We start from the raw sequence: 17,672 nt of genomic DNA, 5'->3' as shown, positions 1-17,672 counted from the left end.
TGACTTCGCCGCTATGTCTCTAGTCCAATTCCGCGGAAGAGGCCGACTACGGCGAGCTCGCCGTCTCCGGCGTCCGCCGCTTGATCCGCTTGATCGTCCCGGAAAACGAGAACAGCGGCTTCGGGCCGGAGTGCAGCATGCCGCGCAGGAAGATCAGCGAGGCGCCGGCGCGGGTGACCTCTCCGGTGGCCTCGATGAGCTCGCCCTCGCGGGCCGCATCGAGGAACTCGCTCGAGAACGACACAGTGACCCCCGGGCCCTGCATGATCGGCGCGGCAAACGCGAACAGGCAGTAGTCGGCGAAGGTCATCAGGCAGCCGCCATGGACGTTGCCGCCGCCGTTGAGGTGCTTCTTCTCGACCCGGAAGGCGCAGCGGATCGAGCCGTCCTCCTCCATCCGGTGCCAGAACGGGCCGGTGTGGGATTCGTAGCTGTCGCGCATCCAGGTGCGCCAGCCGGCGAATTCGCCATCGGTGGCGATGTGGATACCGGGGCGGTTCTCGAAGGCGGAACGGGACAGATCGTGCACGTGAAGGGGCCTTTAACTGTTGATTGACGGTCTTAAATCCGATCAATCGCCATTCTGCAAATATCCCGCGGGGCGGTCCTGGCCAAAGCTCTGGACAGGGCGGATGAGGGCCGTAAAAGGCCTTTTCGCATCAGGCCCGGCTTTCTATGAAGCAGGGCTTAAGGGACCAGCGGCCCACGGGGCAAAGGCATTTCTCTATGCGCAATGAACCGCAGATCACCCCCGAGCTCGTCGCCGCCCACGGCCTGAAGCCCGACGAATATGAGCGCATCCTGAAGCTGATCGGCCGGGTGCCGACCTTCACCGAGCTCGGCATCTTCTCGGCGATGTGGAACGAGCACTGCTCGTACAAGTCGTCGCGCATCCATCTGAAGGGCCTGCCGACCAAGGCGCCCTGGGTGATCCAGGGGCCCGGTGAGAATGCCGGCGTGATCGACATCGGCGATGGCCAGGCCGTCGTGTTCAAGATGGAGAGCCACAACCACCCGAGCTATATCGAGCCGTACCAGGGTGCCACCACCGGCGTGGGCGGCATCCTTCGCGACGTGTTCACCATGGGCGCCCGCCCGATCGCCTGCCTGAACGCGCTGTCGTTCGGCGCCCCGGAGCATCCCAAGACCAGGCATCTCGTGTCCGGCGTGGTCGCCGGGATCGGCGGCTACGGCAACTCGTTTGGCGTGCCGACGGTGGGCGGCCAGACCCGTTTCCACACTCGCTATGACGGCAACATCCTGGTCAACGCCATGGCGGTGGGCCTCGCCGACGCCGACAAGATCTTCTATGCGGCCGCTTCCGGCGTGAACATGCCGATCGTCTATCTGGGCTCAAAAACGGGCCGTGACGGCATCCACGGCGCCTCGATGGCCTCGGCCGAGTTCGACGACAGCTCCGAGGAGAAACGTCCGACCGTGCAGGTCGGCGATCCCTTCGCCGAAAAGCTGCTGCTCGAAGCGTGCCTCGAGATCATGGCCGCCGATTGCGTGATCGCGATCCAGGACATGGGCGCGGCGGGCCTGACCTGCTCGGCGGTCGAGATGGGCGCCAAGGGCGATCTCGGCGTCGACCTCGATCTGGACTCCGTGCCGACCCGCGAGACCGGCATGAGCGCCTACGAGATGATGCTCTCCGAGAGCCAGGAGCGCATGCTCATGGTCCTCAAGCCGGAGAAGGAAAAGGAAGCCGAGGCGATCTTCCGCAAATGGGGGCTCGACTTCGCCGTGGTCGGCTACACCACGCCGAGCAAGCGCTTCGTGGTCAAGCATGGCGGCGACGTCATGGCCGACCTGCCAATCAAGGAGCTCGGCGACGAGGCGCCGCTCTACGACCGTCCGTATGTGCCGTCGCCCAGCCTGCCGGTGATCCATGCCCGCGAGGTCAAGCCGCCGATGGACATCATCCCGGCCCTGGAGAAGCTGATCGCGACGCCCGACCTCTGCTCGAAGCGCTGGATCTGGGAGCAGTACGACCACGTCATTCTCGGCAACACCGTGCAGCGCCCCGGCGGCGATGCCGCCGTCGTGCGCGTGCAAGACGGCCCGAAGGGCCTTGCGCTCACGGTCGACGTGACCCCGCGCTATTGCGAGGCCGATCCGTTCGAGGGCGGCAAGCAGGCGGTGGCCGAGGCCTGGCGCAACATCACCGCGGTCGGCGGCCGGCCGCTCGCCATCACCGACAACCTCAACTTCGGCAACCCGGAGCGGCCCGAGATCATGGGCCAGTTCGTCGGCTGCCTGAAGGGCATTTCGGAGGCCTGCCGCGCGCTCGACTTCCCGGTCGTGTCCGGCAACGTCTCGCTCTACAACGAGACCAACGGCCGGGCGATCCTGCCGACACCCTCGATCGGTGGCGTCGGCCTGCTCGACGACTTCACCAAGTCCGCCAGCATTGCCTTCAAAGCCGAGGGCGAGGCGATCCTGCTGATCGGCGAGACCCATGGCTGGCTCGGCCAGTCGGTCTATCTGCGCGACGTCTGCGGCCGCGAGGAGGGCGCTCCGCCGCCGGTCGACCTCGCTGCCGAGAAGCGAATCGGCGATGTCGTCCGCGGCATGATCCATGCCGGCACCGCGACCGCGGCCCATGACCTGTCCGACGGTGGTCTGCTGGTCGCGCTCGCCGAGATGGCCATGGCCTCCGGCATCGGCGCACGGCTTTTGGCTTCGCCTGCCTCCATCGTCCCGCATGCCTATTGGTTCGGTGAGGACCAGGCGCGCTATCTGGTGACGGTGCCGGAGACCGAGGCTGGCCGCGTCCTCGCCAAGATGCGCGGCGCCAACGTGCCCTGCACGCGGATCGGCACGACGGGAGGTACCGCGCTGGCGATCGCCGGCGAGGCTTCGGTCGAGGTCGCGACGCTCAAGACCCGGTTCGAAAGCTGGCTGCCGAGATACATGGGCGGTACCGCCGCCTAATTTGCGGCTGTCGTCCCGGACAAGCCGCGACGGCGCGCCGCGCCGACGTGGCGCCGATCCGGGACCCATACTCCGTGACCGGGGTTGTCGGGCGTGCTGGTCGTTGACCGGCGCCAACAACAAAGTCCTATGATTATGGGTCCCTGCGTTCGCAGGGGCGACAGCGGAGTTTGTTGTCCGAGCAGTGGCTACCCTCGGCGTCACTGCGAGCAAAGCGACGCAATCCAGAGTCCTTGCTGGGCCCTGGCTGCTTCGTCGCGGAGCCTGTCATCGGGCCGCGCTTTGCGCGGACCCGTTGGCTCCTCGCAATGACGATCGAAGCAGACCCGCACTTACAGCACGTTCTTCGCCCCCGGAATCTGCCTCAGCACCCAGGTCGCGCCCCAGCTCAACAACACGCTGCCGACGAAGGCGATCGTCGCCTTCGCAATGGCCGGCAGGTTGAGGTCGAACAGCCCGTACTGGACCCACAGCACGATCGGATAGTGCACCAGGAACATGCCGTAGGCGTCGGCCTGCAGGCGGTCGAGCACGGAGAATTCCGAACGGCGGTTGTTGAGGAAATAGGACAGGATCGCGAACATCATGGCGGCGCTGAAGATCACGAACAGGAATCCGTAGGCGGCCTCGTACCAGTGCGGAAGCACGGGCGGATTGCCGAGCACCTCGCGTTTGATGGTGATCAGCACCCACAGCAGCGCATAAGGTACCAGCGTCACGACAATCCAAGCGCCGAGGCCGCGCTGCGACATCTGTCCGTCCGCCGCCAGCAGGCCGCGCTCGAAATTGGCCGAGCCGATGCCGGCGCCCACGTAGAAATAGGCGGCATAGAGCAGCACGCGGCTGGCCTGCACCGAGAACGGACCCGCCTCGAACCACAGAGTTGGCCCAAAATACAGCCGCGAAGGAATGTAGAGCAGGCCCGTGATCAGCAGAAAGGCGAAGAAGAAATCGCGCGGCTGCGCGAAGCCCCGCTGTGACAGCCGGTTGATCGGTTCGAGCAGGCGGGACGAGACGCGGTAGAGCAGGGCCGCCGAGGTATCGAACGCAAGCAGCACCCAGATGAACCAGACCGGGCCGCTCGGCCACGGACCGACCGTGACGGTCTTCCACCAGAAGGCGGAGAAGCTGGTCTCGGGATTGGCGCGCAGCTCGATCGCGTAATAGGCGAACGGTATCAGTGTCAGCGCAGCGACGACAAAGGGCAGGCCGAGGCGCAGCAGCCGGTCGCGCAGGAACTGCAGCGTCGACTTGTGCGCAAGTCCGGACCACACGAACAGGCCCGACAGGAAGAAGAACATGGCCATGAAGAAGCTGTCGGTGGCCAGCACGATGCCGTCGAAGCCGAGGAAAGAGGTCGGATCGGTGTGCCCGAAATAGGTGTAGGGGATGACGGCATGATGGAGCAGCACCACCAGCGTCAGGAAGGTGCGCGCGTGATCGAGCGCTGCATTGCGCGCCCGCGCCTTAGGCCGGGCCTCAAGCTCCACCTTCGCGGCCGCCGCCGATTGTGTGACCGATATGACCATATAACCCCCAGCGCCGCTGCTGCCATGCCCGAACAGGTCACGGAACGTCTCACCACCTCGCCTGTGATGCGCTGGTGAAAAACGCCCGTCCAACGCTGCGCGAGCCAGCATCAACGGCTCGTGTGATTGGGCCCCGTCATCGGCCTCGCCCGCAACGAGCGAATGTCGGTGCCTCGATGAAACTTGCTGTCGTTGAATGCTGAAGATCAGCAAGCGCGCCGGCCTGCAAGCCGATTTTTCGCGCAAAACCGATTTTTGCATCCGATGTTGTTACGAATAGCTGACTGGCGAAGTTACGAGCCGGGCCGTCGGGAGTTGCGAAATTCTTCTTTTCGAAGGCTGGGATCCCTGCAGGAACCGGTTCCGGGCGAGGTCGTTAGTGAGGCGACGCGCCGGCGCGGCGCTGGACTGGAGGAATTGACCGTGACTCTTCTCAAATGGGCGCTGCTGTTCTTCGTGATCTCGGTCGTCGCCGGCATCCTCGGCTTCACCGGTATCTCGGCTGCTTCCGCGGACATTGCGCGAATCCTGTTCTACATCTTCCTGGTGATCTTCCTCGTGCTGCTGATCCTCGGGCTCACGATCTTCAGGGTGTAGCGAGCGAGCCGCTCATCACGAGCGAGGCAATCGCCGCGCCGGCGTTGGTTGGACCAACGCGCGGCGGGCGATCAGCTTACGGTCAATCCGTCACTTCCTCGATTCAGACCTTGTCCGGATAGAACGCCAGATGACCTGAAATCTCGGCCATCGCGGGGAAGGGCGTCTCATAGCTCCAGATTGCATTGTCCAGCGTCTTGCCGGGAGTGACGATGCTGAAATAGCTGGCGTCGCCCTTGTAGGGACAATGGGTGACGCGATCGGTCTTCTGAAGCGCAGTCATGTTGGCATCGGCCCGCGGCACGTAGTGGACCGCTGGATAGGTCGCTTCCTTCAAGGTCAGCGCCCGGTTGGTATCGGCGATGACCACGCCTTCGGCGACGACGCGCACGCGCCGCGGATTCGGGGTGATGGTGATCGGGTGATCCGGCCCTGGAAGCTTCATGTCGTCTCCCTCGTGATCGGGCACGGGTGCGTCACCCGGTCCGGCATCTTTCGTCTGTCGAGGCTATATAGTGGTTCCGGGCGTGACCTCGAAACCGGTTGGCGTTAGATTCAACCATCACGGTCGCGCGAGAACGCCTTGATTCGTGCCGTTCGGCGGGCCACACAGGCGGGCTGGAGCCACGGCGCTCTCGACCGTTCGCCGCTGACAAAGGAGATGTACCGGGATGCCTATGGACGCCCACGTGATCGAGCAGATGATCAAGGCCGCCATTCCCGACGCCCAGGTGACGATTCGCGATCTCGCCGGCGACGGCGATCATTACGCCGCGACAGTCATCTCCGAGGCTTTCCGCGGCAAGTCCCGCGTGCAGCAGCATCAGCTCGTCTATCAGTCGCTGCGCGGCCAGATGGGAGACGTCCTGCACGCGCTCGCCCTTCAGACCGGGGTGCCGGACCCGCGCTGATCCGGGGCAGCAGCAGCGCGCCATTCGAGCGGCAACGACATCTTGCTCAAGCCCCGTCGCTGACGAGTTTACTGCTGATCGTCGTCGCGTGGTGGAAGGTGCCGCCGCCGCGTCGAGCCTCGCGGCTCATTCCTCGGCGACGAGCGCCTGAACCGAGAACATCTTCTCCGCATCCGTCCAGACGGTCCGGACTTTCCAGCCAGAGCCGCGGGCCAGCGCGCCGAACCGTTCGATGCTGTATTTGTAGCTGTTCTCGGTGTGGATGCTTTCGCCCGCGCGGAACGCGATCGTCGTCCCCAGCAGGCGGATGGTCTGCGGCTTCCGCGCCACCAGATGCATCTCGATGCGATGCTGCTCGCGATTGTAGATCGCGCGGTGCACGAAGGCGGACAGGTCGAAATTGCCGCCGAGCTCGCGGTTGATCCGCAGCAGCAGGTTGAGGTTGAAGCGTGCGGTGACGCCGGCCGCGTCGTTGTAGGCCGCATGCAGGACGCGCTCGTCCTTCTCGAGGTCGACGCCGACGATCATCAGCGCGCCGGCGCCGAGGATGTCCCGGGCCGAGCGCAGGAAGCGGCAGGCCTCGTGCGGCTCGAAATTGCCGATGGTCGATCCCGGAAAGAAGCCGACCTTCGGCTTGCCTTCGATGGCCTCCGGCAGCTTGAACGCAGTGGTGAAGTCGGCGACGACGGGATGGACCGCCAGAGCGGGGAAGTCGCGCCGGAGACTGTTGGCCTGCGCGGTCAGGAAGTCGCCGGAAATGTCGACGGGCACGTAAGCCGCAAACCGGCAGCTTTCCAGCAGCAGCCGCACCTTGGTCGTCGAACCGGCGCCGAACTCGATCAGCGCCGCATCTTCTGGAATGATCCCGGCGATCTCGGCGCCGCGATCGCGAAGAATGCCAAGCTCTGTGCGTGTCGGATAGTACTCCGAAAGGCGCGTGATCTGTTCGAACAGGTCCGATCCGGCTGCGTCATAGAAGTATTTCGGCGACAGCTGCTTGGGTTGATGCGTGAGGCCGGCGACCGCATCCTGCGCGAAGGCCGACGTCTTGTCGTCGGGAAGATGGGCATCGACCAGAGCGTTGACGTGCACGTTCATGATACTCTCCTGGACGCGCACAGGCGCGACGATCAGCAACAAATGTTCGCGGTTCTCTCAGGCGTAGTCGGCCAGTCGCAGCCCCGTGAACTGCCAGCGGTGGTGCGGATAGAAGAAATTGCGGTAGGTGACGCGGCTATGGTCGGCGGGCGTCGCCAATGACGAGCCGCGCAGCACAAGCTGGTTGACCATGAATTTGCCGTTGTATTCGCCGAGCGCGCCCTCGATCGCGCGATAGCCGGGATAGGGACTGTAGGCGCTGCGGGTCCACTGCCAGACGATGCCGAAAGCATCGCGGATCTGGTTGGCGCGCGCGGCCACCTCCCATTCCATCTCGGTCGGCAAGTGCTTGCCACGCCACCGCGCGAAGGCGTCGGCCTCGTAATAGCTGACGTGGCAGACCGGTGCATCCGGATCGACCGGCTGCAGGCCGCCGAGCGTCATGACGCGCCATTCGCCCTCGACCTTGTACCAGTGCCCGGGCGCCTGCCAGCCTTCGCGGCTGGCAGCGGCAAAGCCGTCCATCAGCCAGAGCGTGGCCGTGCGGTAGCCGCCGTCCTCAATGAAGGCCAGCCATTCGGCATTGGTGACGAGATGGCGGGCCAGCTTTACTGGCCCGACGAGCGCGCGATGCGCCGGTTGCTCATTGTCGAAATGGTAGCCCTCGCCGGCGTGACCGACGGTGTGGATACCCTCGGGAAGGCTGATCCAGTCGTCGCCGCTTCCGGCCGGAGCGGGAAAGCGCCAGATGGGATCATAGGCCGGCGCCGTCGGATTCTGGGCGAAGGCGTGCAGGATGTCAGTGAGCATCAACTCCTGATGCTGCTGCTCATGGTTGAGCCCGACCTCCACGAGCGGCGCCACCGTCTCCAACGTCGTCGCATCGGCGTGACGCAGAAAGTCGACGGTCGCCGTGTCGACGTGCCGGCGATAGGCTGTGACATCGGCTACCCCCGGGCGGGTGATCAGGCCGCGCTCGCCCCGCGTGTGGCGCGGACCAGCGCTGACGTAATAGGAATTGAACAGGTAGGCATAGTCCGGGTGAAAAGGAGTGTATTCGGGACAGTGCGCGCCCAGCACGAACTGCTCGAAGAACCAGGTCGTATGGGCCCGATGCCATTTCGTCGGACTGGCATCCGGCATCGACTGGATGACCTGATCCTCCGGGCTGAGCGGCGCCGCCCGTCGCTCGGTCTCGCCGCGGATCGCCAGAAACGCCTCGATCAGGCTCTCGGCGAGGCGGGCGGGGCTCTGGGTCTGCTGCGCGGCGGTGGCGGGAAACGAGGCTGTGGCGGAGGCTGAACTGGTCACGCGGGTCTCCGTTTGGGTGGAGAGAACGATTTTCGACGGAACAAGTTCCTTCGGACAGTTCGTCCTAGATAGGGGCTTGGTTACGGGATGAAACCCTCGCTCCGGCTATAATATTGCTGCCGTCAGGCTATGGTCCCGGTGCGGGCCGGCCGGGAGGCTGATCCTCGGCATTTTACTTTGGCTGAACAACGGTTTGCGCTACATATAGGGAGTGACCCGCCGGCCACGGACGAATCCGTCCGGGTGCGATCGGAGCGGCACCGAGCCCCAGGCGTTCCTTGAGGCGCCCTAGAGGAAGCGAAGATGAGCATTGAGCAATTCATTGACAACGAAGTGAAGTCGAACGACGTCGTCCTGTTCATGAAGGGGACGCCGCAGTTTCCGCAGTGCGGATTTTCCGGCCAGGTCGTGCAGATCCTCGACCACGTCGGCGTCGGCTATAAGGGCCTCAACGTGCTGGAATCGGCCGAGCTGCGCAACGGCATCAAGACGTTCTCCAACTGGCCGACCATCCCGCAGCTGTATGTGAAGGGCGAGTTCATCGGCGGCTGTGACATCGTGCGCGAGATGTTCCAGAGCGGCGAGCTGCAGCAGCTGTTCACCGACAAGGGCATCCCGGTCGGCACGGCGGCGTCCGCCTGAGCTGGCCGGTCCGCAAAATCGGCGCGACCCGGTTCGAGGTCGTCGTTTCCGACATCACCAAGCTCGGCGTTGACGCCATCGTCAACGCCGCCAATTCGTCGTTGCTCGGTGGTGGTGGCGTCGACGGTGCGATTCATCATGCGGCCGGGCCCGATCTCGTCATGGAGTGTCGCATGCTCCATGGTTGCAAGACCGGCCAGGCCAAGATCACCAAGGGCTATCGTCTGCCCGCGCGCCACGTAATCCACACGGTCGGCCCGGTTTGGCAGGGCGGCGAGCGCGGCGAGCCGGAGCTGCTCGCCTCGTGCTATCGCCGTTCGATCGAGCTGTGTCACAAGCATCTGCTGGAGTCCGTTGCGTTTCCGGCGATCTCGACCGGCATTTTCCGTTTTCCTGCCGACCATGCAGCGACGATCGCGGTCACCACGTCGATCGATGCGATCCGGGAGGAGACGTCGCTGTCTCAGATCGTGTTCTGCTGCTTCTCCGAACAGAGCGCCGCGCTGCACGATCAGGCGCTGAGTGAGGCGATCGCCGGCCGCGCTCGCGCTGGTCCGCCAAGGTGACAGCGATCTCTCTGCAGCGGAGCGGCTAGCGTGGATCGGCCGGTCTCGCGACGGACGTTGCTCGGCGCCCTGCTCGCGGCGCCGATGTTGGCTGCTGCGGCTCGTGCAGACGTCACGTCGCGTCGCCATCTCGATCGGCTGCGCCTCGATCAGGTCTCCGCCTACTTCCGCGACGAGGTTGCCGGCGGCAACATCCCCGGCGCGGTCGTGCTGGTCCAGCAGCACGGCAGTCCGGTCCTGCTGCAGAGCTTCGGCTTTCGCGACCCCGCGAGCCGCACGGAGATGACGGCGGACGCGATCTTCCGCATCTACTCGATGTCGAAGCCGATCACCTCGGTGGCAGCGATGATGCTGGTCGACGACGGCAGGCTGCGGCTCGATGATCCCTTGTCGAAATTCATCCCGGCCTTCGCTGATGTGAAGGTCGATGGCGCGCCGCTCGAGCGTCCGATCACAATTCTCGATCTGCTGCGCCACACCTCCGGCATCACCTACGGCTTCTACGGCGAGACGGTCGTGCGGAGGGTCTATGCGCATGCGCAGCTGTTCGATGGCGATATCGACAATGCCACTTTCGTCGAGCGCCTTGCCAAGCTGCCGCTGGCCGAACAGCCCGGCACGCTCTGGGACTACGGCCACTCCACCGACGTGCTCGGCCGCGTGATCGAGGTCGCATCCGGCCGCGTGTTGTATCAGTTCGAGCAGGAGCGGCTGCTCGGTCCGCTCGGCATGCGCGACACCGCCTTCTTCCTGGCCGACCCTATTCAGCGCGGCCGCATCGCCGAGCCGTCGCCGCGCGACTGGTTCGATCGACCGATCGCCGGCCTCGACGACCCCATCCGGCCGCGGCGCTGGCAGTCGGGCGGGGCGGGGATGATCAGCAGCATCTCCGACTACGCGCGGTTTGCGCAGATGTTGCTGAATGGCGGCGAGCTCGACGGCCGCCGGTATCTCATGCCCGAGACCGTCGCGCTGATGACACGGGATCATGTCGTGGGGGCGGGGATACGGCGTGATGACCTCTATTTTCCGGGTGCGGAGCACGGCTTCGGTCTGGGCTTCTCGGTGCGTCTTGCGGAGAAGCCTCCGCTGCCAGCAGGAGAATATGGCTGGGATGGCGTCGGCGGGACGTTCTTCTTCATCGATCCCGCCGACGACCTGTTCGTTATCGTCATGATGCAGGCGCCTGCACAGCGTGGCCGCATCGCGAGCGATGTGCGGCGATTGGTGTATGAGGCGCTTGCGTAGAAGCCCGGATGAGCGCAGCGATCCGGGGTCTCACGAGCTTTATCGGTAAACCCGCATGTCGCTGCGCTCGTGCGGGCTACGTCTTCATGCGCCGCGGACGATCTCCCTGACGTGGCCTACCATCTCCTCGATCATGGCGGCTGAGACGTCCAAATGCGTGCAGGCGCGGATGCGGCCGTCCATCATCGCGAGCAGGACGCCGCGCTTGCGCAGTTCGCTCACCATCTTGTCGCCGGGCACGCCGGCGCCGTCGGGCTTGAAGAACACGAGATTGGTCTCGGGCTCCTGCACCTCGATCCCCTGGATCTGCGACAGGCCGCGCGCCAGCGCCCGCGCATTGGCGTGATCCTCGGCGAGCCGGTCGACGTGATGATCGAGCGCGTAGATGCAGGCGGCCGCGACAACGCCGGCCTGGCGCATCGCGCCGCCGAGCCGCTGCTTCCAGCGCCAGACCTCGTCGACGAAGGCCGCGCTGCCGGCGAGCACGCCGCCGATCGGCGCGCCCAGGCCCTTGGAGAAATCGATCCAGGCCGAATCCCAGCCCGCGGTCATGTCGGCGGCCGAGATGCCGGTGGCGACAGTGGCATTTAGCAGCCGCGCGCCATCCATGTGCGTCGCCATGCCGTTCACCTTCGCGATCTGCACGATCTCGTCGAGCGCGGCCTTCTTCCAGATCGTGCCGCCGCCGATATTGGCGGTCTGCTCGACGCTGACGACGGTCTGCGGTGGCTGGTAGCGCGAGCGCGGATGCAGCGCGGCGCGGAACGTCTCCGGCGTGAACTGGCCGTCGGGCCCCTTGAGCTGCGTCACCTGAAAACCGCCGATTGCGGCATGCGCGCCGCCCTCGCGCGAGATGATGTGCGCGGTCTCGTGCGCCAGGATCTCGTCGCCGGGGCGGCAATGCACCAAGGTCGCCGCGACGTTGCACATCGTCCCCGACGGCATCAGCACCGCCGCTTCCTTGCCGAGCAGCGCGGCGACGCGCGCAGTCAATTCGTGCACGGTCGGGTCGTCGCCGATCTGCTCGTCGCCGACCTCGGCCCGCGCCATCGCCTCGCGCATCGCGGGAGTCGGGCGCGTCTGCGTATCCGACAACAAATTGACGCGCACGGGCGGCGCCTTGGGATCGCGCGGGGGCGGGGTGTAATACATCGGCAGTCCTCGTTCGGCTTTCACGCGAGGACCTTACCCAACTCCGACCGCTCCCGCAAAACGCGCCTCCCGCTCGATCACGCCGCGAGCCAGATATCCGGCCGCATTGGCCGCGAAACATCGATCGGCCGGGTCACCAGCAGCGGCGCCTCCGCGCAATCGAACACCCAGGATTCCAGCGGGCTGCGCCGCGAGGGCGACAGAACGAGCGACGCGCCCGGGCGCTGCCGCTTGATGTTCCAGCCCATGTTCACCGCGGCCCAGCCGACCAGCATGGTTTGCCAATCGTCGGCGGGTTCGGGAGAATTGTCGAAACAGTGGAGAAGCTCGAGCGCGAACGGATCGTAGCCGAGCTGCGCGTCGGCAAAGGTGAGCCCGGTGCCGAGATGGCGGATCACATGGGCTGTCGCGTCGGACTGGACGTGCCAGCAGGAGCGTTCGAGAAGGTCGAAGACGGTCGACGGATAGAGACCGTCGTTGAAGCGATAGCGGATGCCCGAGGGGCGGGCGCGTAGCGGAGAAGCGTGCAGGGGCGGCGGCCGCAACGGCGGCAAAGGTGGAGCGCCGACCGCATCGGCCGGCAACGCACCGAAGATGATATTGCGCCTGTTGAACTCCATGGCGAACGCCCCGCTACTTTACAACTGCGGGCAGTGAATCACGGGTCGGATTCGCTGTCAGCCCCAGGTGAGGCGATTCGGTGGCAAGTGTGGCATTCGGGAATCGGTTCGCCTGATCCGAAAACCCAAAGCAGACGTCCAAAAACAAAGGCCCCGGCGCGTGCCAGGGCCTTCGGATAATCAGATGTGAACGGAGCGGCGCTCCGTCAAGATCAGCGCGAGTAGAACTCGACGATCAGATGCGGCTCCATCTGCACCGCGAACGGCACGTCCGACAGCGCCGGGATGCGGATGAACTTCGCGGTCATCTTGGAGTGATCGACCTCGATGTAGTCGGGCACGTCGCGCTCGGCAAGCTGGCTGGCTTCCAGCACCACGGCGAGCTGCTTCGAGGCTTCCTTGACCTCGATCACGTCGCCCGGCTTGACCTGGTAGCTCGCGATGTTGACCTTGCGGCCGTTCACCTTGATGTGGCCGTGGTTGATGAACTGGCGCGCGGCGAACATGGTCGAGACGAACTTGGCGCGGAACACCACGGTGTCGAGACGGCGCTCGAGAATGCCGATCAGGTTCTCGCCGGTGTCGCCCTTGAGACGGCCGGCCTCGACATAGATGCCGTGGAACTGGCGCTCGGAGATGTTGGCGTAGTAGCCCTTCAGCTTCTGCTTGGCGCGCAGCTGCACGCCGAAGTCCGAGAGCTTGCCCTTGCGGCGCTGGCCGTGCTGGCCGGGGCCGTATTCGCGGCGGTTGACGGGGCTCTTCGGGCGGCCCCAGATGTTCTGGCCCATGCGGCGATCGATCTTGTACTTCGCCTCACTGCGCTTAGTCATCGCGTCCTCTTTAAGTCTTTCGTTCGGGTTTGAGGAAACGCGCCCTCCTGTGTGTCCCGGGAACCGGGTCCACCGACAGGCCCATCCCCAAAGCGTAAGGGAACGAGGCCACGGGTCGCGAAACGCAACGCGGGCCGAAAGCGGCCCGCGAGCAGGGCGGTTCTTAAGGGAGAAACCGCTGACTTGTCAAACCTCAACCGCCAATTTGGCCGGGAAATCACCCCTGGGGTCCCCCGATGGCGGTGATTTTCGGCCGTTTCGGCTCGCACGCCCGGTCGACCTCCGCCAATCCCGGTCCCACAGCCGGGGTGGCCCTCAGTTCGGCCGCGATCTCCCCGTTCAGCACCTGCTCGAGCCGGATCGCTGTCCGGGCGATCATGGCGCCATCGGTCACCCGGTGATCCCAGCGGATCAGGAGGCGCACGGTCTGGTCGGGCCGGACGACGTCGTAATTGATGATGAACGGCCCCGGGCTGAGCGCGAGCAATTGGCCGCCGCCGCAGGCGGCGACGCTGGTGACCGAAAAATTGCCGAACCAGTTCGCCCGCTGCCGGCCGAAGCTGAGGCCGACCCACCAGGCGAACCGCCGCAGCGGGAGCGGTAACCGGGTGGCCCGCATGATCTTGCGGAACATCGGGACGTCCCCGACCGGAGCCTCCTTGCCCTGCCGGATCACGGCGTCGATCTCCGCCAGGGTCATGCTCTCCGGCCCGGACACGCGCTGCGGCAGCACGCAATCCTCGCCGTTCTCGACCCGGGCGATGGTCACGGTCGCGACGCTGCGCGGCAGCTCGTAGAAGCAGGGCCACGGCCATGTGACGTAGAGCGAGCGCAGCACCGGCTCGTCGCGGGCGACCAGCGCGAACGCCTTCACGAACAGCGCCGCGAAGCCGGGCGGGCGATCGGCCGCGGCACGAGCCTCGAGCAGCGGACCGAGCTGGAGCGTCCGCTCCAGCGACACGAACGGCACGTCGCGCGAGGCGTGCATCAGATCGATGATCAGACGGCGGTGCAGCGAGATCGGCCTGGTCTGTCCGCGCATCTGAAATCGGTACTCCCATGCAGTGGTGTCGATGGCCGTCTGATGCAGCCGTTGTCAGGCAGACCCGGACCGCTCCGCCGGCGGCCCTGTTACCCCGGGCCGCCGCGCGGTGAAAGCCTCGTCTTGCCGTCAGGGCGCCGGCGACGCCAGCGGCTTGGTCTTGTCGACCACGTAGACGCCGAGCACCTTCAGCCCCTTGTCGCCGTGAACCTTGGCGTCGTGAACGACCCCGGCCGGGATCTGGAACGAATCCCCAGGTTTCAGGTGCCGGTCGGGCTGGCCCTCGACGATGAGCTCGGCCTCGCCTTCCAGGATGTAGGCGGTCTCCACACCGGGGTGGGTATGCCGGCCCGCAGCGCCGCCGGCCGGGACCTCGGCGAGTGCTTGCACGATGGTATGGCCGTCCGGAAAATCGATCTTGTTCAGCAGGGTCCGCTTGATCGCCGGCTGCTGCGCCAGCGCGGCGCCGAGTCCCAGCACGGCCAGCGACAGGCCGAAAATCGTCTTCTTCATCATGAGCTTCTCCCCCAATGTTGTTTTTCGTCCGGAACCTCAAGTCCGGGCATGCGCGCGGACTCAGCGCTTGATCCCTTCGAAACTTGCGGCAATCCCGCGCTGGAACAAGGACCAGTCGAAGCCGAGCGCCAGCGCGACGTAGCCGCGTTCGATCATCGCATTGGCCTGTTCGGCCGAGCGGGCCGCGCCGCCGATCGGCACGCCTGATCCGAGGATGCCGGCCTCGGCGCGGGCGATGAGCGATTTGACTTCGGGATCATCGAGTTGTCCGCGCTTGTTGATCGAGGTGGCGAGATCGCCCGGGCCGATCACGGCGATGTCGATGCCGGGCGTGGCCATGATCTCGTCGATGCGCTCCACCGCCTCGACATGCTCGATGGTCACCATGCAGATCATGTCGTCGTCGGCGGTCGCCATGTACTCGGCCATCGAGACGTTCCAGTGGAACGGCGCGTGGAACGGGCCCCACAGCCGGTCGCCAATAGGCGGATAACGCACGCTGCGCGCCGCCTTCTCCGCGTCCGCGCGGCTCGAGATCATCGGGAAGTTGATGCCGAGCGCGCCCAAGTCCATCGGCGCCTTCGCCAGATGCGGCTCGTTGGCGGCGATGCGCACCAGCGGCACGCAGGGCGTGCCTGCGGTGGCCGTGATCATCGCATGCGCAGTGGAGAGGTCGATGGGCCCGTGCTCGAGGTCGACGATGATCCAGTCGAGCTGCTGCGCCATGATGCGCACGGTCTGGATGCTCGGGATGGTGGCGATGGCGCCGAAGGTCGGCCGCTTGTCGCGCCAGGCCTGCTTGAGGCGATTGAGCGGCTTGGGGGGAGCGGACATCGGGATCTCCGTCAGGCCGGCACGCGGCCGCCGAAAAACGGCGTGAGCGCCTGGCTGAGCTGGTGCGGCTTTTGCGAGGTGAAGATCATGGTGGCCGCGGCGTCATCGGCGTTGCCGATGGGCGGGCCGAGCAAGTCGACGACGCGGCGGGCGATCGCTGGCGCCGGATCGATCCAGGCGACCGGCCACGGCGCGAGCCTTTGCAGCCGGTCGAGCAGCAGCGGATAATGCGTGCAGGCGAGCACCACCGTATCGGTGCGGGCGGTGAGATCATCGGCATCGCCGGTGAAGCAGGGCAGGATCTCGGCCGCGATCGCGGCGTCGCTGACGGCGGTTCCGCTGAGCGCGGCTTCCGCCAGCGACGCCAGTTCCGGCGAGCCGACCAGCGTGACGGCGCAGCCTTGCGCGAAGTCGCGGATCAGCGCGTGGGTGTATTCGCGCTGCACGGTGGCCCTGGTGCCGAGCACGGAGACACGCTTGGTTTGCGATTGGGCGCAGGCCGGTTTGATCGCCGGCACGGTGCCGACGAACGGCGTCGTGTAGGCGGCCCGCAGCGGCGCCAGCGTCTGCACCGAGGCGGTGTTGCAGGCGATCACGATCAGATCGGGCCGGTGCGCTGATATCAGCTCGCCCATCAGCGGCACCACGCGGGCGATCAGCGCCGGCTCGCTGTGATGGCCGTAGGGGAAGAAGGCATCGTCGGCGACATAGACGTAGTGAGCGTCGGGCCGAGCGCGCACCACCTCGCGCAACACGCTGAGGCCGCCGAGGCCGGAGTCGAACACGAGAATCGTCGGGCGGTTTGTCACGTCGCGAGTGTACCGGATCGGGGAGGGCGGTTCAGTCGGTTTTTCTGGAGGATTGGACGGGTGTGGGGCGTCTCGGTGTGTTCCAATGGCGGGAGCGAAGGTTCAAACATGCATCTGTGAGCCACGGTCGCCGCCACACCTTCAGTGTCATCCCGGCGAACGCCGGGATCCATAACCACCGGCGGACATTGTCGCGACGACTGGCAGCTCCAGCGTGCCTCACACCACCGCCGCGGAGTATGGGTCCCGGGTCGGCGTCGCGCCGCCGCTGTGCGGCGTCGTGGCTTGCCCGGGATGACGGCGGAGGGTGAGGCGCGTCTTTCAGCAAACGAAGCTGCTCGCCACAAATTCGGTGTCATCCCGGCGAACGCCGGGATCCATAACCACCGGCGGACATTGTCGCGACGACTGGCAGCTCCAGCGTGCCTCACACCACCGCTGCGGAGTATGGGTCCCGGGTCGGCGCCGCGCCGCCGCTGTCGCGTCGCCGCAGCTTGCCCGGGACGACGACCGTAGAGAGGGGCGTCATTGCGAGCCAACGGGTCCGCGCGAAGCGCGGCCCGATGACAGGCTCCGCGAAGCAATCCAGAGTCCCGCGACGACTCTGGATTGCTTCGTCGCTCCGCTCCTCGCAATGACGGTGGTGAAACATGCGTTCTCATCCTCGCACCCGCTGTCGCGTCCGAGTGTTGCTCGTCTCATCGCCCTCTCGAAAATGAGGGCGCGGGGAAGGCCGGGTGCCGGTCGCACCCATGGCCCGCCTGCAACAAAAAAAGCAGGCGGCAGTCACCACAGGTACGGGCCGGATCATCCGGCCTTCCCCGCGCGATGGCGCTACGGCTTATACGTGCTCTCCCCGGGGACCGGCTTTTGACCCCGTCGCCTTGCGCGCTCGTCCAGACTTTGCGACGCAGACTTGGTCTCGGCACCGGGAGACCAGGACCACACGATTTCGCCGTGCGCATCGGATCGTTCGTCGGCATGATCGCTCACGCTGCAACCCGACGCGCCCACCGCATCCCGCACTCCA

The 17,672-nt window shown here is 65.7% G+C and carries 18 protein-coding genes; 6 read left to right on the top strand and 12 right to left on the bottom strand.

Annotation, left to right across the window (positions count from 1 at the left end):
* Nucleotides 1-46: 46 nt before the first annotated feature.
* On the bottom strand, nucleotides 47-529 hold the full coding sequence (locus BRAO375_RS34060; protein WP_009031965.1) for a PaaI family thioesterase: 483 nt from the start codon (nucleotides 527-529) through the stop codon (nucleotides 47-49).
* Between the two features lie 197 nt (nucleotides 530-726).
* On the opposite strand from BRAO375_RS34060, the gene purL reads away from it, so the two are divergent.
* Nucleotides 727-2,937: a phosphoribosylformylglycinamidine synthase subunit PurL gene (gene purL / locus BRAO375_RS34055; RefSeq protein WP_009031964.1), complete on the top strand. Its 2,211-nt coding sequence runs from the start codon at nucleotides 727-729 to the stop codon at nucleotides 2,935-2,937.
* Nucleotides 2,938-3,269: 332 nt separating this feature from the next.
* On the opposite strand, the gene BRAO375_RS34050 is transcribed toward purL, so the two are convergent.
* A complete protein-coding gene (locus tag BRAO375_RS34050; protein WP_009031963.1) occupies nucleotides 3,270-4,466 on the bottom strand; it encodes an acyltransferase family protein in 1,197 nt (398 codons plus the stop codon).
* Nucleotides 4,467-4,889: 423 nt separating this feature from the next.
* Here BRAO375_RS34050 and BRAO375_RS34045 point away from each other — a divergent pair, with 423 nt between their 5' ends.
* The gene (locus tag BRAO375_RS34045) at nucleotides 4,890-5,063 is read left to right on the top strand and encodes a DUF1328 domain-containing protein (protein ID WP_009031962.1); all 174 of its coding nucleotides are present in this window, start codon (nucleotides 4,890-4,892) and stop codon (nucleotides 5,061-5,063) included.
* Between the two features lie 103 nt (nucleotides 5,064-5,166).
* Here the strand turns inward: BRAO375_RS34045 and BRAO375_RS34040 are convergent, their stop codons facing one another.
* A complete protein-coding gene (locus BRAO375_RS34040; protein ID WP_009031961.1) occupies nucleotides 5,167-5,508 on the bottom strand; it encodes a DUF427 domain-containing protein in 342 nt (113 codons plus the stop codon).
* Nucleotides 5,509-5,734: 226 nt separating this feature from the next.
* Between BRAO375_RS34040 and BRAO375_RS34035 the strand changes: the two genes are divergently transcribed.
* Complete coding sequence (locus tag BRAO375_RS34035) at nucleotides 5,735-5,974, top strand: BolA/IbaG family iron-sulfur metabolism protein (RefSeq protein ID WP_035643549.1); 240 nt, start codon at nucleotides 5,735-5,737, stop codon at nucleotides 5,972-5,974.
* A 126-nt stretch (nucleotides 5,975-6,100) separates the two neighbouring features.
* Here the strand turns inward: BRAO375_RS34035 and egtD are convergent, their stop codons facing one another.
* Complete coding sequence (gene egtD, locus BRAO375_RS34030) at nucleotides 6,101-7,072, bottom strand: L-histidine N(alpha)-methyltransferase (RefSeq protein ID WP_009031959.1); 972 nt, start codon at nucleotides 7,070-7,072, stop codon at nucleotides 6,101-6,103.
* A gap of 57 nt (nucleotides 7,073-7,129) precedes the next feature.
* Nucleotides 7,130-8,383, bottom strand: a complete 1,254-nt coding sequence (gene egtB / locus BRAO375_RS34025) for an ergothioneine biosynthesis protein EgtB (RefSeq protein WP_009031958.1) — start codon at nucleotides 8,381-8,383, stop codon at nucleotides 7,130-7,132.
* Nucleotides 8,384-8,686: 303 nt separating this feature from the next.
* Here egtB and grxD point away from each other — a divergent pair, with 303 nt between their 5' ends.
* Genes grxD through BRAO375_RS34010 form a run of 3 tightly spaced genes read left to right on the top strand, consistent with a single transcriptional unit; the run spans nucleotide 8,687 to nucleotide 10,839 of the window.
* Nucleotides 8,687-9,025 (top strand): Grx4 family monothiol glutaredoxin, encoded by a 339-nt coding sequence (grxD, locus tag BRAO375_RS34020; RefSeq protein WP_008961081.1) that lies wholly within the window; start codon nucleotides 8,687-8,689, stop codon nucleotides 9,023-9,025.
* A complete protein-coding gene (locus tag BRAO375_RS34015) occupies nucleotides 9,022-9,591 on the top strand; it encodes an O-acetyl-ADP-ribose deacetylase (protein WP_035643546.1) in 570 nt (189 codons plus the stop codon). The genes grxD and BRAO375_RS34015 overlap by 4 nt, the downstream gene beginning before the upstream one ends.
* Before the next feature lie 30 nt (nucleotides 9,592-9,621).
* Nucleotides 9,622-10,839 carry a serine hydrolase domain-containing protein gene (locus BRAO375_RS34010; protein ID WP_009031956.1) on the top strand — a complete coding sequence of 406 codons (1,218 nt, stop codon included), beginning with the start codon at nucleotides 9,622-9,624 and terminating at the stop codon, nucleotides 10,837-10,839.
* Between the two features lie 84 nt (nucleotides 10,840-10,923).
* On the opposite strand, the gene BRAO375_RS34005 is transcribed toward BRAO375_RS34010, so the two are convergent.
* The 7 genes from BRAO375_RS34005 to murI all read right to left on the bottom strand — a co-directional run bounded on the left by BRAO375_RS34005 (nucleotide 10,924) and on the right by murI (nucleotide 16,642).
* Nucleotides 10,924-11,991 carry a threonine aldolase family protein gene (locus BRAO375_RS34005; RefSeq protein WP_009031955.1) on the bottom strand — a complete coding sequence of 356 codons (1,068 nt, stop codon included), beginning with the start codon at nucleotides 11,989-11,991 and terminating at the stop codon, nucleotides 10,924-10,926.
* 77 nt (nucleotides 11,992-12,068) lie between these two features.
* The gene (locus BRAO375_RS34000) at nucleotides 12,069-12,611 is read right to left on the bottom strand and encodes a hypothetical protein (RefSeq protein ID WP_009031954.1); all 543 of its coding nucleotides are present in this window, start codon (nucleotides 12,609-12,611) and stop codon (nucleotides 12,069-12,071) included.
* Between the two features lie 212 nt (nucleotides 12,612-12,823).
* Nucleotides 12,824-13,441 carry a 30S ribosomal protein S4 gene (rpsD, locus tag BRAO375_RS33995; RefSeq protein WP_006609185.1) on the bottom strand — a complete coding sequence of 206 codons (618 nt, stop codon included), beginning with the start codon at nucleotides 13,439-13,441 and terminating at the stop codon, nucleotides 12,824-12,826.
* Between the two features lie 217 nt (nucleotides 13,442-13,658).
* Entirely contained in the window at nucleotides 13,659-14,483 is an 825-nt protein-coding gene (locus tag BRAO375_RS33990) for a hypothetical protein (protein ID WP_009031953.1), read from the bottom strand.
* 129 nt (nucleotides 14,484-14,612) lie between these two features.
* The gene (locus BRAO375_RS33985; RefSeq protein ID WP_035643542.1) at nucleotides 14,613-14,999 is read right to left on the bottom strand and encodes a cupin domain-containing protein; all 387 of its coding nucleotides are present in this window, start codon (nucleotides 14,997-14,999) and stop codon (nucleotides 14,613-14,615) included.
* Between the two features lie 60 nt (nucleotides 15,000-15,059).
* On the bottom strand, nucleotides 15,060-15,833 hold the full coding sequence (locus tag BRAO375_RS33980) for an HpcH/HpaI aldolase family protein (protein ID WP_009031951.1): 774 nt from the start codon (nucleotides 15,831-15,833) through the stop codon (nucleotides 15,060-15,062).
* Nucleotides 15,834-15,844: 11 nt separating this feature from the next.
* Entirely contained in the window at nucleotides 15,845-16,642 is a 798-nt protein-coding gene (gene murI, locus BRAO375_RS33975) for a glutamate racemase (protein WP_009031950.1), read from the bottom strand.
* Between the last annotated feature and the right edge of the window lie 1,030 nt (nucleotides 16,643-17,672).

It is taken from the genome of Bradyrhizobium sp. ORS 375 (genome assembly GCF_000239775.1).
Classification (GTDB): domain Bacteria; phylum Pseudomonadota; class Alphaproteobacteria; order Rhizobiales; family Xanthobacteraceae; genus Bradyrhizobium.
The sequence above is the reverse complement of the archived record's forward strand: the minus strand, read 5'-3'. Positions and strand labels throughout refer to the sequence as shown.

Coding starts and splice junctions, on each gene's coding strand:
- purL (WP_009031964.1), top strand. CDS start 727: ATGCGCAATGAACCGCAGATCACCCCCGAGCTCGTCGCCGCCCACGGC.
- BRAO375_RS34035 (WP_035643549.1), top strand. CDS start 5,735: ATGCCTATGGACGCCCACGTGATCGAGCAGATGATCAAGGCCGCCATT.
- BRAO375_RS33990 (WP_009031953.1), bottom strand. CDS start 14,483: ATGCGCGGACAGACCAGGCCGATCTCGCTGCACCGCCGTCTGATCATC.
- BRAO375_RS34050 (WP_009031963.1), bottom strand. CDS start 4,466: ATGGTCATATCGGTCACACAATCGGCGGCGGCCGCGAAGGTGGAGCTT.
- rpsD (WP_006609185.1), bottom strand. CDS start 13,441: ATGACTAAGCGCAGTGAGGCGAAGTACAAGATCGATCGCCGCATGGGC.
- BRAO375_RS33980 (WP_009031951.1), bottom strand. CDS start 15,833: ATGTCCGCTCCCCCCAAGCCGCTCAATCGCCTCAAGCAGGCCTGGCGC.
- BRAO375_RS34000 (WP_009031954.1), bottom strand. CDS start 12,611: ATGGAGTTCAACAGGCGCAATATCATCTTCGGTGCGTTGCCGGCCGAT.
- BRAO375_RS34040 (WP_009031961.1), bottom strand. CDS start 5,508: ATGAAGCTTCCAGGGCCGGATCACCCGATCACCATCACCCCGAATCCG.
- BRAO375_RS33985 (WP_035643542.1), bottom strand. CDS start 14,999: ATGATGAAGAAGACGATTTTCGGCCTGTCGCTGGCCGTGCTGGGACTC.
- egtD (WP_009031959.1), bottom strand. CDS start 7,072: ATGAACGTGCACGTCAACGCTCTGGTCGATGCCCATCTTCCCGACGAC.
- BRAO375_RS34005 (WP_009031955.1), bottom strand. CDS start 11,991: ATGTATTACACCCCGCCCCCGCGCGATCCCAAGGCGCCGCCCGTGCGC.
- grxD (WP_008961081.1), top strand. CDS start 8,687: ATGAGCATTGAGCAATTCATTGACAACGAAGTGAAGTCGAACGACGTC.